We start from the raw sequence: 13,726 nt of genomic DNA, 5'->3' as shown, positions 1-13,726 counted from the left end.
GAGCGGCCCCACCACGGAGGCCGGCGCCCCCTCCCCGGGGACGCCGGCCTCCGTCGTGCCGGGCGCCGGCCGCCGGCGGGTTCTCCCGCGTGCTGGTGCACCCCCTGGCCGACGGCGGCGTGCAGCGCCAGGAGCTGTGGCCGGACGAGAGCCACCTCGGCCTGCCGGTGCTGCTGCCCGGGGGCGAGGTCGGCGTGCTGCTGCGCCGGGAGCACGCACCCGACCGCGGCTGGTGGCCGTGGGCCGTCGAGTTCTCCGACCACCGGGGCCGCCGGCCGTCGGGACGCCCGAGGGCTGGTTCCCGCAGCGCTGAGCACACGACAGCGGCCCGGCACCCCCTTGAGGGGTACCGGGCCGCTGCCGGAGGTGGGACTGCCTCAGCGCTGCACCACGGCAGCGCTCCGGCCTCAGCGCTGGGGGCCGATGCCGTTCTCGTTGAGCCCCTGGATGATCCGCGAGGACTCCTCGAACCCGATGACGACGATGCCGTCGGGGTTGAGGTCCACCATCCGCTGGACCTCGGAGTCGAAGTTCGCGGCGTTCGGGTCGTAGGTGATGCTCACGACCTGGTCCTCGGACAGACCACCGGACAGCAGGTTCTGCACGGTGTTGTCGGCGAGGCCGGTGCCGTACGGGTCGTTGCGGGCGAGGATCCCGACGGTGTTGTTGCCGTCGGCGGCGATCAGGTCGGCCAGGGCGCGGGCCTGCAGGACGTCCGGCGGGGCGGTGCGGAAGTACAGCCCGTTGTCGGCGTAGGCGGTGAACTGGTCCGACGTGTTGGCCGGGCTGATCTGCATGACACCGGCACCGGTGATCCGGTCGATCACGTTGAGGCTCACGCCCGAGGACGCCGCACCGACGATCGCGCTGACGCCGGCCTGCAGCAGGCGGTCCACGGTCTGGGTGGCGGTGTCGGTCGTGGCGTCGCCCGAGTCACCCTCCTCGAGACGGACGTCCTGGCCGAGGACGCCGCCGGCACCGTTGATGTCCTGGACGGCGAGCCGGGCGCCGGCGACCTCCGGGGGGCCGAGGAAGGCGAGGTCACCGGTCAGCGGCAGCAGCGTGCCGATGACCAGCTGCTCACCGGTCGTGCCGGGGGCCGCGGGGGCCGGGCCCTCGTCGGTGGTGGCGTTGGCCTCGTCACCGGCGAGCACGTACTCGGTGGCCGAGTCGTCGATGGCGTTGTCCTCGCCGAACTGCAGGATGCCGAAGCTCGCCGCGGCCGGCTCACCGGCGTCGACGAAGGCCAGCGGGCCGCTGCGGCCGTCGTAGTCGGGGTTGCCCCCGGCGTTGATGATGTCGAGGCACGCCTGGTACGAGTCGCACTTCTCGCCACCGGCGGTGATGCCGTTGACGTAGGCCTTGAAGACGTTGGCGTCGTTGGTGCCCGCCCGCTGCGCGGCCAGCGCGGTGATCACGACGGCGTCGTAGGTCTCACCGGCGTAGTTGAAGGTGTTCCCCAGGTCGGGGTCGATCGCCAGGAGCTGGTCGCGGAAGTCACCCGCCAGCTCGGTCAGGGGCGTGGTGCCCTTCATCCCGGCGAGGGCACCCTCCTCCTCGAAGTCGTCGCCGAGGGTGGAACCCATGTTGCCGTCGGTGCCGTAGATGTTGACCTGCTTCTCGCCGCCGCCCGCGGCGTCGCCGCCCGAGTCGCCGCCCCCTTCGTCGCCGCCACCGCACGCGGTGAGGGCGACCAGGGCGGCAGAGGTGACGGCGATGCTGCGGGCGTAGGTACGCGTGCGCATCCAGCAACTCCCAGTTGTCGAACGTCGGTCCGGGGGTCGGCGCAGGGAGCGCCGGCCCCGTCAGCCCGCCGAACCTAACTGCTGTCCCGGGAGATCGAGCCGGCCGGGAGGACACCGATACGGTGTCGTGACCTCGGATGTTCCGGTCGGGTGACGCCGTCGCTCAGGAGGGTGCACCGTCCGCGGGCACCGGCGTGTCGGGAGCCAGGATCCGCTCGGCCAACGCCTTCATCGACGTGCGCTCGTTCATCGCGGTCCGCTGGATGAAGCGGAACGCCTCGGCCTCGGTCATGCCCTGGTCGCTCATGAGCCGGCCCTTGGCCCGCTCCACCACCTTGCGGGTCTCCAGCCGCTCCTCGAGCGTGCGCACCTCGCCGTCGAGGGCCGCCATCTCGGTGAACCGGGCGCGAGCCACCTCGATGGCCGGCACGAGGTCGTTCTTGGAGAACGGCTTGACCAGGTAGGCCATCGCGCCCGCGTCCCGGGCCCGCTCCACCAGCTCGCGCTGACTGAAGGCGGTCAGGACGATGACCGGCGCGATCCGTGCCGAGGCGATCTGCTCGGCGGCCGCGAGCCCGTCGAGCACGGGCATCTGGATGTCGAGGATGACCAGGTCCGGCGTCAGCTCCCGGGCGCGGTCGACGGCGGTCTGGCCGTCGCCTGCCTCGGCCACGACCACGTACCCCTCCTCCTCCAGCATCTCCTTGAGGTCGAGGCGGATCAGCGCCTCGTCCTCGGCGATGAGGACCCGGGTCGGCTCGGTGCTCACGCCGGGGAGCCTAGCGACGACGGGCGGTCCCGGCTGCCCGGTTAGGCTGCACCCGCCGTGACGTCGGTCGCGGCAGGCCCCCGTACCCCAATCGGCAGAGGGAGCGGACTCAAAACCCGCGCAGTGTGCGTTCGAGTCGCACCGGGGGCACTGCGACACCGTGACGCTCCGCGTCACACCGCGGCCACGTGCCGTCCCCGACCGCCGTGGAGCCCTGCGGTCGAGTCCTCCTCGGGGGACCGTCCGGGCCCCCGCTCGTCGGACGACACCGCGGCCACGTGCCGTCCCCGACCGCCGTGGAGCCCTGCGGTCGAGTCCTCCTCGGGGGACCCTCCGGGCCCCCGCTCGTCGGACGACACCGCGGCCACGTGCCGTCCCCGACCGCCGTGGAGCCCTGCGGTCGAGTCCTCCTCGGGGGACCCTCCGGGCCCCCGCTCGTCGGACGACACCGCGGCCACGTGCCGTCCCCCGCCGCGCGGAGCGGCCGCGTCGCGGCTCCGGGACACACCGGGCCCCACTCGCCACGACGGGCCCCGCCGCCCACCGAATACGGTGGCCGGGTGAGCGAGCCCGTCCCCCACATGACCCCCGAGGAGTTCCGGCAGCACGGTCACGAGGTGGTCGACTGGATCGCCGACTACTGGACGCGGCTGGAGTCCTTCCCGGTCCGCTCGCGGGTGTCCCCCGGCGACGTGCGGGCCGCGCTGCCGCCGTCGGCACCCGAGCACGGCGAGCCCTTCTCCGCCGTGCTGGCCGACCTCGACCGCGTCGTCCTGCCGGGAGTCACGCACTGGCAGCACCCCGGCTTCCTCGCCTACTTCCCGGCCAACACCTCCGGCCCCTCGGTGCTCGGCGACCTGCTCTCGGCCGGCCTGGGCGTGCAGGGCATGTCGTGGGTGACCAGCCCGGCGGCCACCGAGCTCGAGCAGCACGTCCTGGACTGGCTGGCCGACCTGCTCGGTCTGCCGGCGTCGTTCCGGTCGACCGGCACCGGTGGGGGCGTCGTCCAGGACTCCAGCTCCGGCGCCAACCTGGTCGCGCTGCTGGCGGCGCTGCACCGGGCCAGCGGCGGCGGCACCGTCCGCTCGGGCGTGCGGCCGGAGGAGTGCACCGTCTACGTCTCGGCCGAGACGCACTCGTCGATGGAGAAGGCGGTCCGCATCGCGGGCCTGGGCACCGACGCCATCCGGGTGGTGGAGGTCGACGGCGACCTGGCGATGCGCCCGGCGGCGCTGGCCGCGCGACTCGAGCGCGACAGCGCCCGCGGCTTCCGTCCGGTGCTCGTCTGCGCCACCGTCGGGACGACGTCGACCACCGCGATCGACCCGCTGGCCGAGCTGGGGCCGATCTGCCGCCGGTACGGCGCCTGGCTGCACGTCGACGCCGCCTACGCCGGGGTGAGCGCCGTGGCGCCGGAGCTGCGGTCGCTGCAGGCCGGCGTCGAGGAGGCCGACAGCTACACCACCGACGCGCACAAGTGGCTGCTCACCGGCTTCGACGCCACCCTCTTCTGGGTCGCCGACCGGGCGGCGCTCACCGGCGCGCTGGCGATCCTGCCGGAGTACCTGCGCAACACGGCCACCGACGCCGGCGCCGTCGTCGACTACCGCGACTGGCAGATCGAGCTCGGCCGCCGCTTCCGGGCGCTGAAGCTCTGGGCGGTGCTGCGCTGGTACGGCGCCGAGGGGCTGCGCGCGCACGTCCGGTCCGGCGTGGCGCTGGCGCAGGACCTGGCCGGCTGGGCCGACGGCGACGACCGCTTCGAGGTCGCCGCCCCGCACCCGCTGTCGCTGGTGTGCCTGCGGCCGCGCTGGCCGGCCGACGTCGACGCCGACGTGGCCACCATGACGCTGCTGGAACGGCTCAACGACGGCGGCGAGGTCTTCCTGACCCACACCACCGTGCGCGACCAGGTGGTGCTGCGGGTGGCGGTGGGCGCACCGACGACGACGCGGGCGCACGTCGAGCGGGCGTGGACGCTGCTGTGCGAGGGCCACGACTGGCTGGCCGCCGACTTCGCCGAGCAGGCCGCCGAGCGGGCGCGGGCCGAGGCCGAGCGCCGAGCGGCGGCGGAACGGCAGGCAGAGGCGCAGCGCCTCGCCGAGGCCGAGGAGCAGGCCGAGCGGCAGGCCGAGGTCGGGCGCGCGGCCCACGCCGACGAGCCGCCGGCGCCCGGGGACGAGACGGCCACCGGGGAGACGACCACCGGGGAGACGGCCACCGAGGAGGAGTGGGGAGCCGCCCCCGTCACTCCCCCAGTGTCCGGATGAGCCCCTCCTGGGCGACGGTGGCCACGTGCGTGCCGTCGGCGGACCAGATGCTGCCGAAGCACAGCGCGCGGCCGGCCGAGGCGGCCGGGCTGTCGGTCTCGTAGAGGAACCACTCGTCGGCGCGCACCGGCGCGTGGAACCACACGGCGTGGTCGAGGCTGGCGCCGACGTAGCGACCGCCCCAGCCACCGCCGACCCGGGCGAGCCCCGCCGAGAGCAGGGTCAGGTCGGTGACGAAGGTCAGGGCGGCGGCGTGCACGGCGGCGTCGTCCGGCAGCCGGCCGGCCACGCGCATCCACGCGTGCGTCTGGGTGTGCGGTGGCGTCTTCGGCTCGGGCGCGAAGGGGTTGCCCAGCGGGCGCTGCTCCACCGCCCGGCTGATCTCCAGCGCCGGCGCCGCCAGCTCCCCGTGGCCGGCCGCGTGGTCGGCCAGCGACGGCAGCTCCTCCGGTCCCGGGACGTCGGGCATCGGCCGGGCGTGCGCGACGACGGCCTGCTCGCCGGCGTGGAAGTCCGCCGTCAGCGCGAAGACGGCGACGTCCTCCCCGCGGCGCCGCTGGCAGGCGATCACGCGGCGCGAGGAGAACGACCGGCCGTCGCGGATCCGCTCGACGGTGTAGCGCAGCTCCTCGTGCGGGTCGCCGGGCCGCAGGAAGTAGGAGTGCAGCGAGTGCACGCCGCGGCCCTCGGCGACGGTCCGCCCGGCGGCCATGAGCGCCTGCCCGGCCACCTGCCCGCCGAAGATTCGCTGCAGCCGGGTGGTCGGCGTCTGCCCAACGAAGACGTCGGGCGCGCGCTCCTCGAGGTCGAGGACGGTCATGAGGGCGGCGGCCTGGGACCCGCCGCCGCTCACGAGTCGGTCCCGACTTCGTGGACGCGGATCAGGTTGGTCGACCCGGGGGTGTTGGGCGGGCTGCCGGCCACGACGACGACGCGGTCGCCCTCCCGGAGCCGGCCGATCGACAGCAGCGAGAAGTCCACCTGCCGGACCATGTCGTCGGTGTGCTGCACCGAGGGCACGATGAAGGTCTCCACGCCCCAGGACAGCGCCAGCTGGCTGCGGACCCGCCCGTCGATGGTGAAGGCCAGCAGCGGCTGCCGGGGGTGCAGCGCGGCCAGCCGGCGGGCGCTGTCGCCGGTCTGTGTGAAGGTCGCGAGTGCCTTGACGTCCATCGCCTCGCCGATGTCGCGGGCCGCGCGCACGATCGCCCCGGAGCGGGAGCGCGACTTGCGGTGCAGGTCGGGCACCCACGCGTCGTCGCTCTCGACGGCGTCGATGATCCGCTCCATCGTGCGGACGGCGCCGATCGCGTAGCGGCCCACCGACGTCTCCCCCGAGAGCATCACCGCGTCGGCGCCGTCGAGGACGGCGTTGGCGACGTCGGAGGCCTCGGCACGGGTGGGCCGGGAGTTCTCGATCATCGACTCGAGCATCTGGGTGGCCACGATGACCGGCTTGTTGCGCTCGCGGGCGGCCTGGACGGCGCGCTTCTGGACCAGCGGCACCGTCTCCAGCGCCAGCTCCACGCCGAGGTCGCCGCGGGCGACCATGATCCCGTCGAAGGCCTCGACGATGGCCTCGAGGTTCTCCACCGCCTCGGGCTTCTCCAGCTTGGCGATCACCGGGACGCTGATGTCCTCCTGGCGCATGATGTCGCGCACCAGCTCGACGTCGTCCGGCGAGCGGACGAAGGACAGGGCGACGAAGTCGACCGACAGGTGCAGGGCGAAGCGGAGGTCCTCCTCGTCCTTCTCCGACAGCGCCGGGACGCTCACGGCCACGCCGGGCAGGGAGAGGCCCTTGTTGTTGGAGACCTGCCCGCCCTCGACGACCAGGCACCACACGTCGGGGCCGTCGACGGAGACCACCGACAGCGCCAGCTTGCCGTCGTCGACGAGCAGCCGGTCACCGACCCGGGCGTCGGCGGCCAGGCCCTTGTAGGTCGTGGAGACCCGCTCGGCGGTGCCCGGGACGTCGTCGACGGTGATGCACACCCGGCTGCCGGTGGCCCAGGTGACCGGTCCGTCGGTGAACGTGCCGAGCCGGATCTTGGGGCCCTGCAGGTCGGCCAGGACGGCGACGGCGCGGCCGGTCGTGTCGGAGGCCTGGCGCACCTTGAGGTAGGAGGCCTCGTGGTCGGCGTGCGAGCCGTGACTGAAGTTCAGCCGGGCGACGTCCATCCCCGACTCGACGAGTGCGGTGATCTGCTCCAGGGAGCTGGTGGCCGGGCCCAGTGTGCAGACGATCTTCGCGCGGCGGCTCATGCCGTAGACGCTAGTCGGCACCCCCGTCCCCGGCTGGAACGGGCGGGGCCGGGCCCCGCGGTGTCGCGGGACCCGGCCCCCGCCGGCCCCCCTGCAGGGTCCCGCCACGAGCTCGCGAGGGGCGGGGGCGGGGGGTCCTCCCTCAGCGCAGGGCGACCGCCGTGGGGGTCACCGGCCGCGGCAGCATGGAGCTGCCGGTGAGGAACGCGTCGACGGCGCCGGCGGCGGCGCGGCCCTCGGCGATCGCCCACACGATGAGCGACTGGCCGCGGCCGACGTCACCGGCCACGAACACGCCGGGCACGCTGGCCATGAACTCCCCGTCGCGGGCGACGTTGCCCCGGGCGTCCATCTCCAGCCCGAGCGCCTCCACGAGGCCCTCGCGCTGGGCGCCGGTGAAGCCCATGGCGAGCAGCACCAGCTGGGCCGGCAGCTCGCGCTCGGTGCCCTCGATCTTCTGGAACCGGCCGTCGACCCGCTCGACCTCGTGGATGACCAGCGCGCGCACGCGGCCCTCGTCGTCGCCGACGAAGCGCTCGGTGTTCACCGAGTACAGCCGCTCGCCGCCCTCCTCGTGGGCCGAGGAGATCCGCATGACCATCGGGTAGGTGGGCCAGGGGTTGCCCTCGGACCGCTTGTCCGGCGGCGCCGGCATGATCTCCAGCTGGGTCACCGAGCGGGCCCCCTGCCGGTGCGAGGTGCCCAGGCAGTCCGCGCCGGTGTCACCGCCGCCGATGATGACGACGTCCTTGCCCTTCGCCGAGATCGGCGGGTCGTCCAGCTCGCCGAGCGCCTGCCGGTTGCCGAAGGGCAGGAACTCCATGGCCAGGTGGATGCCGGCGAGCTCGCGGCCGGGTGCGGGCAGGTCACGGCCCACGGTGGCACCGGCGGCCAGCACGACGGCGTCGTACTCCGCGCGCAACTGCTCGGTGGACAGGTCGGCCTCGCCGCTGCCGCCGACCTCGACGCCGGTGACGAAGCGGGTGCCCTCGGCGCGCATCTGGTCCAGCCGCCGGTCGAGGACGGCCTTCTCCATCTTGAACTCGGGGATGCCGTAGCGGAGCAGCCCGCCGACCTTGTCCGCCCGCTCGTAGACGGTGACGTCGTGGCCGGCGCGGGTCAGCTGCTGGGCGGCGGCCAGCCCGGCCGGGCCCGACCCGACGACGGCGACCTTCTTGCCGGTGCGCTCGGCCGGCACCTGCGGCTCGACGTGGCCCCGCTCGAAGGCCTGGTCGATGATCTCCCACTCGATCTGCTTGATCGTGACCGGGGAGTCCTCCAGGTTCAGCACGCAGGCGCCCTCGCACGGGGCCGGGCACAGCTTCCCGGTGAACTCCGGGAAGTTGTTGGTCGCGTGCAGCCGCTCGATGGCATCGCGCCAGTCATCGCGGCGGGCCAGGTCGTTCCACTCCGGGATCAGGTTGCCCAGCGGGCAGCCGTGGTGGCAGAACGGGATGCCGCAGTCCATGCACCGGGCGGCCTGCTGGCGCAGCGCCGCGACCGGGTAGACGGCGTCCTCGCCGCTCTGCCGGGAGAGGTAGACGTCCTTCCAGTCCATGATCCGGACGTCGACCGGCCGCCGGGGCGGCATGGCCCGCTCGTACTTCAGGAACCCCGTGGAGTCAGCCACGTCCGGCCTCCATCGTCTCTGGGCGGCTCGAGTTGCAGGGTCGGGGGCGCGGGTCAGCCACGAGCCGCCTCCATGACCGCGCGGTCGACGTCGGTACCGGCGGCCTCGGCGGCGCGCCGGGCCTCGAGGGCGCGACGGTAGTCGCGCGGCATGACGACGCTGAACTGCTCGGACCAGCGGCCCCAGTCGGCCAGCAGCGCGGCGGCGACGGTCGACTCGGTCTCGGCCTGGTACCGGAGCAGGACCTCCCGCAGCCACTGCGAGGACTCGCCGTCCAGCGGCTCGATGTCGACCATCTCGCTGTTGACCCGGTGCCGGGCCAGGTCGAGGACGTAGCCGATGCCCCCGGACATGCCCGCCGCGACGTTGCGGCCGGTGGGCCCGAGGATCACCGCGCGGCCGCCGGTCATGTACTCCAGCGCGTGGTCGCCGACGCCCTCGACGACGGCCAGCGCCCCGGAGTTGCGGACGCAGAAGCGCTCGCCGACCCGCCCGCGCAGGAAGACCTCCCCGCCGGTGGCGCCGTAGCCGATGACGTTGCCGGCGATGACGTTGTCCTCGGCGGGGAAGGTCGCCTCCCGCGCCGGCCGGACGACGATCCGTCCGCCGGACAGGCCCTTGCCGACGTAGTCGTTGGCGTCGCCGAGCAGCCGCATGGTGATGCCGCGCGGCAGGAAGGCGCCGAAGGACTGGCCGGCCGACCCGGTGAAGGTCAGGTCGATCGTGCCGTCGGGCAGGCCCTCGCCACCGAAGCGGCGGGTCACCATCGAGCCGAGCATCGTGCCGACGGTGCGGTTGACGTTGCGCACCGGCAGCTCGAGGCTCACCGGCCGCGCGTCGAGCAGCGCGCCCTCGCACAGCTGGATCAGCGTCTGGTCCAGCGCGACGTCCAGGCCGTGGTCCTGGGTCCGGACCGCCCGCCGCGGCGCATCCTCGGGCAGCTCCGGCAGGGCGAGCATCTTCGACAGGTCCAGGCCGCGGGCCTTCCAGTGGTCGACCGCCTGGCGGGTGTCGAGCAGCTCGACGTGGCCGACGGCCTCCTCGACGCTGCGGAAGCCCAGCTCGGCCAGGTAGCCGCGCACCTGCTCGGCGAGGAACTCGAAGAAGGTCACCACGAACTCGGGCCGGCCGGTGAACCGCTTGCGCAGCTCCGGGTTCTGGGTGGCCACGCCGACCGGGCAGGTGTCGAGGTGGCAGACCCGCATCATGATGCAGCCGGAGACCACCAGCGGAGCGGTGGCGAAGCCGTACTCCTCGGCGCCGAGCAGCATCGCGACCACGACGTCGCGGCCGGTCTTCATCTGCCCGTCGACCTGCACCACGATCCGGTCGCGCAGGCCGTTGGCCAGCAGCGTCTGCTGCGTCTCGGCCAGGCCCAGCTCCCACGGCGAGCCGGCGTGCTTCAGCGAGGTCAGCGGGGCGGCGCCGGTGCCGCCGTCGTGCCCGGAGATGAGCACCACGTCGGCGTGCGCCTTGCTCACGCCGGCCGCGACCGTCCCGACGCCGACCTCGGCGACCAGCTTGACGTTGACCCGCGCCTGGTCGTTGGCGTTCTTCAGGTCGTGGATGAGCTGCTTGAGGTCCTCGATCGAGTAGATGTCGTGGTGCGGCGGCGGGCTGATCAGGCCGACGCCCGGCGTCGAGTGCCGGGTCCGGGCCACCCACGGGTAGACCTTGCCGCCGGGCAGCTGGCCGCCCTCGCCGGGCTTGGCCCCCTGCGCCATCTTGATCTGGATGTCGTCGGAGTTGACCAGGTACTCGCTGGTGACGCCGAAGCGGCCACTGGCCACCTGCTTGATCGCCGAGCGGCGCAGGTCGCCGTTGGGGTCGGGCACGAAGCGGTCGGGGTCCTCGCCGCCCTCACCGGTGTTGGACCGGCCGCCGAGCCGGTTCATCGCGATGGCGAGCGTCTCGTGCGCCTCCTGCGAGATGGAGCCGTAGCTCATCGCGCCGGTCTGGAACCGCTTGACGATCTCGCTGGCCGGCTCGACCTCCTCGATCGGCACCGGCGGGCGCGCGCCCTTCTTCACGGTGAACAGGCCGCGCAGGGTGGCCGCGTCCTCCGACAGCTGGTCGACGGTCTGCGTGTACCGCTCGAAGACCTCGTACTGCCGCGAGCGGGTGGAGTGCTGGAGGAGGAACACCGTCTCGGGGTTGAACAGGTGCACCTCGCCCTCGCGGCGCCACTGGTACTCCCCGCCGGTCTCCAGCCGGCGGTGCGCCCGCTCGGTCGGGTTCTCCGGGTAGGCGCGCCGGTGCCGCATGGCGACCTCCTCGGCGAGCACGTCGACACCCACGCCGCCCAGCGGCGCGGAGGTGCCGGTGAAGTACTCGTCGACGACCTCCTGGGAGAGGCCGACCGCCTCGAAGATCTGCGCCATCGTGTACGAGCCGACGGTGCTGATGCCCATCTTGCTCATGACCTTGAGGACGCCCTTGCCGAGCGCCTTGACCACGTTGCGCACGGCCTGGGCCGGCTGGACGCCGGTGAGGACGCCGTCGCGGATGAGGTCCTCGATGGACTCGAAGGCCAGGTAGGGGTTGACCGCGGCCGCGCCGTAGCCGAGCAGCAGCGCGACGTGGTGCACCTCGCGGCAGTCGCCGGACTCGACGACGAGGCCGACCTCCATGCGGGTGCGCTCGCGCACGAGGTGGTGGTGGACCGCGGCGGTCATCAGCAGCGACGGGATGGGCGCGCGCCGCTCGTCGCAGTCGCGGTCGGAGAGCACGATGACCCGGGCGCCGGCCGCGATGGCCTTGCTGACCTTGGTCCGCAGCTCCTCGACGGCCTGCACCAGCGCCGGGCCGCCGCCGGTGACGTCGAAGTGGCCGGTGATCCGGACGGCGGCGAAACCGGGCAGGTCGCCGTCGTCGTCGATGTGCAGGATCTTGGCCAGCTCGTCGTTGTCGATGACCGGGTAGGGCAGGAACAGCTGCCGGCAGGACGCCGGGGTGGCCCGCAGCAGGTTCTGCTCGGGGCCGAAGGTGCGGCCCAGGCTGGTCACCAGCTCCTCGCGGATGGCGTCCAGCGGCGGGTTGGTCACCTGGGCGAACAGCTGCCCGAAGTAGTCGTAGAGCAGCCGGGAGCGGTCCGACAGCGCCGCGATCGGGGTGTCGGTGCCCATGGAGCCGATCGGCTCGGCGCCGCTGGAGGCCATCGGGGTGAGCAGGACGCGCAGGTCCTCCTCGGTGTAGCCGAACAGCATCTGCCGGCGGATGACGGACTCGTGGCTGGGCCGCGCGCGGCGCCGCTCGGGCAGCTGCGGCAGGTGCACCAGGCCGGCGTGCAGCCAGTCGTCGTAGGGGTGCTCGGTGGCCAGCGCGCCCTTGACGTCCTCGTCGGCGACGATCCGCCCGGAGGTCGTGTCGACGAGGAACATCCGGCCCGGCTGCAGCCGGCCCTTGGCGACGACGTCGCCGGCCGGGATGTCCAGCACGCCGGCCTCGCTGGCCAGGACGACGAGGTCGTCCTTCGTCCGCCACCAGCGGCCGGGGCGCAGGCCGTTGCGGTCGAGGACGGCGCCGATGGTCGTCCCGTCGGTGAAGGCCACGCAGGCCGGACCGTCCCAGGGCTCCATGATCGAGGCGTGGAACCGGTAGAAGGCCCGGCGGGCCGGGTCCATCTCGTCGTGGTTCTCCCACGCCTCCGGGATCATCATGAGCACCGCGTGCGGCAGCGAGCGGCCGGACAGGTGCAGCAGCTCGAGCACCTCGTCGAAGGTCGCCGAGTCGCTGAAGTCGCTGGCGGTGACCGGGAAGATCCGCTCCAGGCCGAGCTCGCTGGCCGGGCCGGCGGGGCCGTCGAACAGCTCGGTCTCGAGCTTGGCCTCGCGGGCGCGCATCCGGTTGCGGTTGCCCTTGATGGTGTTGATCTCGCCGTTGTGGGCGATGAACCGGAACGGGTGCGCCAACGGCCAGCTCGGGAAGGTGTTGGTGGAGAACCGGCTGTGCACCAGCGCGATCGCCGACTCGTAGCGCTCGTCGCGCAGGTCGGGGAAGAAGGCCGGCAGCTGGTCGGTGGTCAGCATCCCCTTGTAGGTCAGCGTCCGCGACGACAGGGACACGACGTAGAGGGAGCTGCCGGCCTCGCGGGCGGCGCGCTCGGCGCGCTTGCGCAGCACGAAGGACCGCCGCTCCAGGCGGCTGACGCCGTTGACCGCGCGCGGACCGCCGAACGCGGCGGCGTCGGCGCGGGCGCCCATGGTCTCGGCGAGGAACACCTGGGCGAAGTGCGGCATGACCGCGCGGGCGGTGGGACCGAGGTCGGCGCCGTCGGGGTCGACCGGCACGTCCCGCCAGCCGAGGACGGTCAGGCCCTCCTCGGCGGCGAGGCGGGCGACGTCGGCCCGGCGGGCGGCGCGCTCGTCCTCGTCGACGGGCATGAACGCGATGCCGACGGAGTACTCCCCCACGGGCGGCAGGTCGAAGTCGACGCTGGCCCGCAGGAGCGCGTCGGGGACCTGGGTGAGGATGCCGGCGCCGTCACCGGAGTTCGGCTCGGCACCGGCGGCACCGCGGTGGTCGAGGTTGTGCAGCGCGGTCAGGCCCGCGGCGACGATCTTCCGCGAGCGGCGCCCCTGGGCATCGGCCACGAAGGCGACACCGCAGGCGTCCGAGTCGTTCGCCGGGTCGTAGAGACCGGTGGCGGACGGCACCGCGGAGAACGGCACGGCCGAGGACGTGGTCGCGGAGGAGGCGGCCTGGGGGGCGGGTGTGGAGGACCCGAGCATGACAACTCCCGTCGTCGGCTGCCGCGCCGTCCTCACGGGAGGACGGCGTGGGGGCGCGGAGCCCGGCCGGTGGTCAAGGGGGGCGGTGCGGCGGCGGTGCAGGCAGAGGACGGGCGGGGACTGCGGTCGAGCCCGCGACCGGCTGAGGCACGGTGTGCCCGGGCCGGCTGGGGTCAGCGGCCCCGCGGGTGGTGCCACGGGGTCGTCGTCCGCGGGGCAGCGCTGGCCCGGTCCGACACGTGCGACCCACCAGGATCACTGGAGGTCTCACCAGGAGAGTACACAGCGGCCGCACCCGGCTCACCCGCCCGAACCCC

The 13,726-nt window shown here is 73.6% G+C and carries 7 protein-coding genes, 1 tRNA gene and 1 pseudogene; 3 read left to right on the top strand and 6 right to left on the bottom strand.

The window, feature by feature from the left end; translation table 11 throughout:
• Positions 1 to 89: 89 nt before the first annotated feature.
• Positions 90 to 254 (top strand): annotated as a pseudogene (locus ABQ292_RS26705) (DUF7712 family protein); the annotation flags it as partial.
• Positions 255 to 407: 153 nt separating this feature from the next.
• Here ABQ292_RS26705 and ABQ292_RS17545 read toward each other — a convergent pair.
• Entirely contained in the window at positions 408 to 1,745 is a 1,338-nt protein-coding gene (locus tag ABQ292_RS17545; protein ID WP_369208733.1) for an ABC transporter substrate-binding protein, read from the bottom strand.
• 163 nt (positions 1,746 to 1,908) lie between these two features.
• Positions 1,909 to 2,514 carry an ANTAR domain-containing response regulator gene (locus ABQ292_RS17540; protein ID WP_369208731.1) on the bottom strand — a complete coding sequence of 202 codons (606 nt, stop codon included), beginning with the start codon at positions 2,512 to 2,514 and terminating at the stop codon, positions 1,909 to 1,911.
• Positions 2,515 to 2,590: 76 nt separating this feature from the next.
• Between ABQ292_RS17540 and ABQ292_RS17535 the strand changes: the two genes are divergently transcribed.
• Together ABQ292_RS17535 and ABQ292_RS17530 are read left to right on the top strand one after the other, a co-directional pair.
• A tRNA-Leu gene (locus ABQ292_RS17535) sits at positions 2,591 to 2,664 on the top strand.
• Between the two features lie 410 nt (positions 2,665 to 3,074).
• Complete coding sequence (locus tag ABQ292_RS17530; RefSeq protein ID WP_369208729.1) at positions 3,075 to 4,784, top strand: aminotransferase class V-fold PLP-dependent enzyme; 1,710 nt, start codon at positions 3,075 to 3,077, stop codon at positions 4,782 to 4,784.
• Here the strand turns inward: ABQ292_RS17530 and ABQ292_RS17525 are convergent.
• The 4 genes from ABQ292_RS17525 to gltB all read right to left on the bottom strand — a co-directional run bounded on the left by ABQ292_RS17525 (position 4,762) and on the right by gltB (position 13,409).
• A complete protein-coding gene (locus ABQ292_RS17525) occupies positions 4,762 to 5,637 on the bottom strand; it encodes an acyl-CoA thioesterase (protein ID WP_369208727.1) in 876 nt (291 codons plus the stop codon). The two genes, ABQ292_RS17530 and ABQ292_RS17525, sit on opposite strands and share 23 nt — an antisense overlap.
• Positions 5,634 to 7,049 (bottom strand): pyruvate kinase, encoded by a 1,416-nt coding sequence (pyk, locus tag ABQ292_RS17520; RefSeq protein ID WP_369208725.1) that lies wholly within the window; start codon positions 7,047 to 7,049, stop codon positions 5,634 to 5,636. Before pyk ends, ABQ292_RS17525 begins: the two co-directional genes overlap by 4 nt.
• A gap of 142 nt (positions 7,050 to 7,191) precedes the next feature.
• Complete coding sequence (locus tag ABQ292_RS17515; protein ID WP_369208723.1) at positions 7,192 to 8,679, bottom strand: glutamate synthase subunit beta; 1,488 nt, start codon at positions 8,677 to 8,679, stop codon at positions 7,192 to 7,194.
• Positions 8,680 to 8,732: 53 nt separating this feature from the next.
• Positions 8,733 to 13,409, bottom strand: coding sequence for a glutamate synthase large subunit (gene gltB / locus ABQ292_RS17510; RefSeq protein ID WP_369208721.1), 4,677 nt, complete (start codon positions 13,407 to 13,409; stop codon positions 8,733 to 8,735).
• Between the last annotated feature and the right edge of the window lie 317 nt (positions 13,410 to 13,726).

This window comes from Geodermatophilus maliterrae (assembly GCF_041018925.1).
Lineage (GTDB): Bacteria > Actinomycetota > Actinomycetes > Mycobacteriales > Geodermatophilaceae > Geodermatophilus > Geodermatophilus maliterrae.
The sequence above is the reverse complement of the archived record's forward strand: the minus strand, read 5'-3'. Positions and strand labels throughout refer to the sequence as shown.

Excerpts from the sequence above, each read along its gene's own strand:
- ABQ292_RS17545 (WP_369208733.1), bottom strand. The coding sequence starts at position 1,745 with ATGCGCACGCGTACCTACGCCCGCAGCATCGCCGTCACCTCTGCCGCC.
- pyk (WP_369208725.1), bottom strand. The coding sequence starts at position 7,049 with ATGAGCCGCCGCGCGAAGATCGTCTGCACACTGGGCCCGGCCACCAGC.
- gltB (WP_369208721.1), bottom strand. The coding sequence starts at position 13,409 with ATGCTCGGGTCCTCCACACCCGCCCCCCAGGCCGCCTCCTCCGCGACC.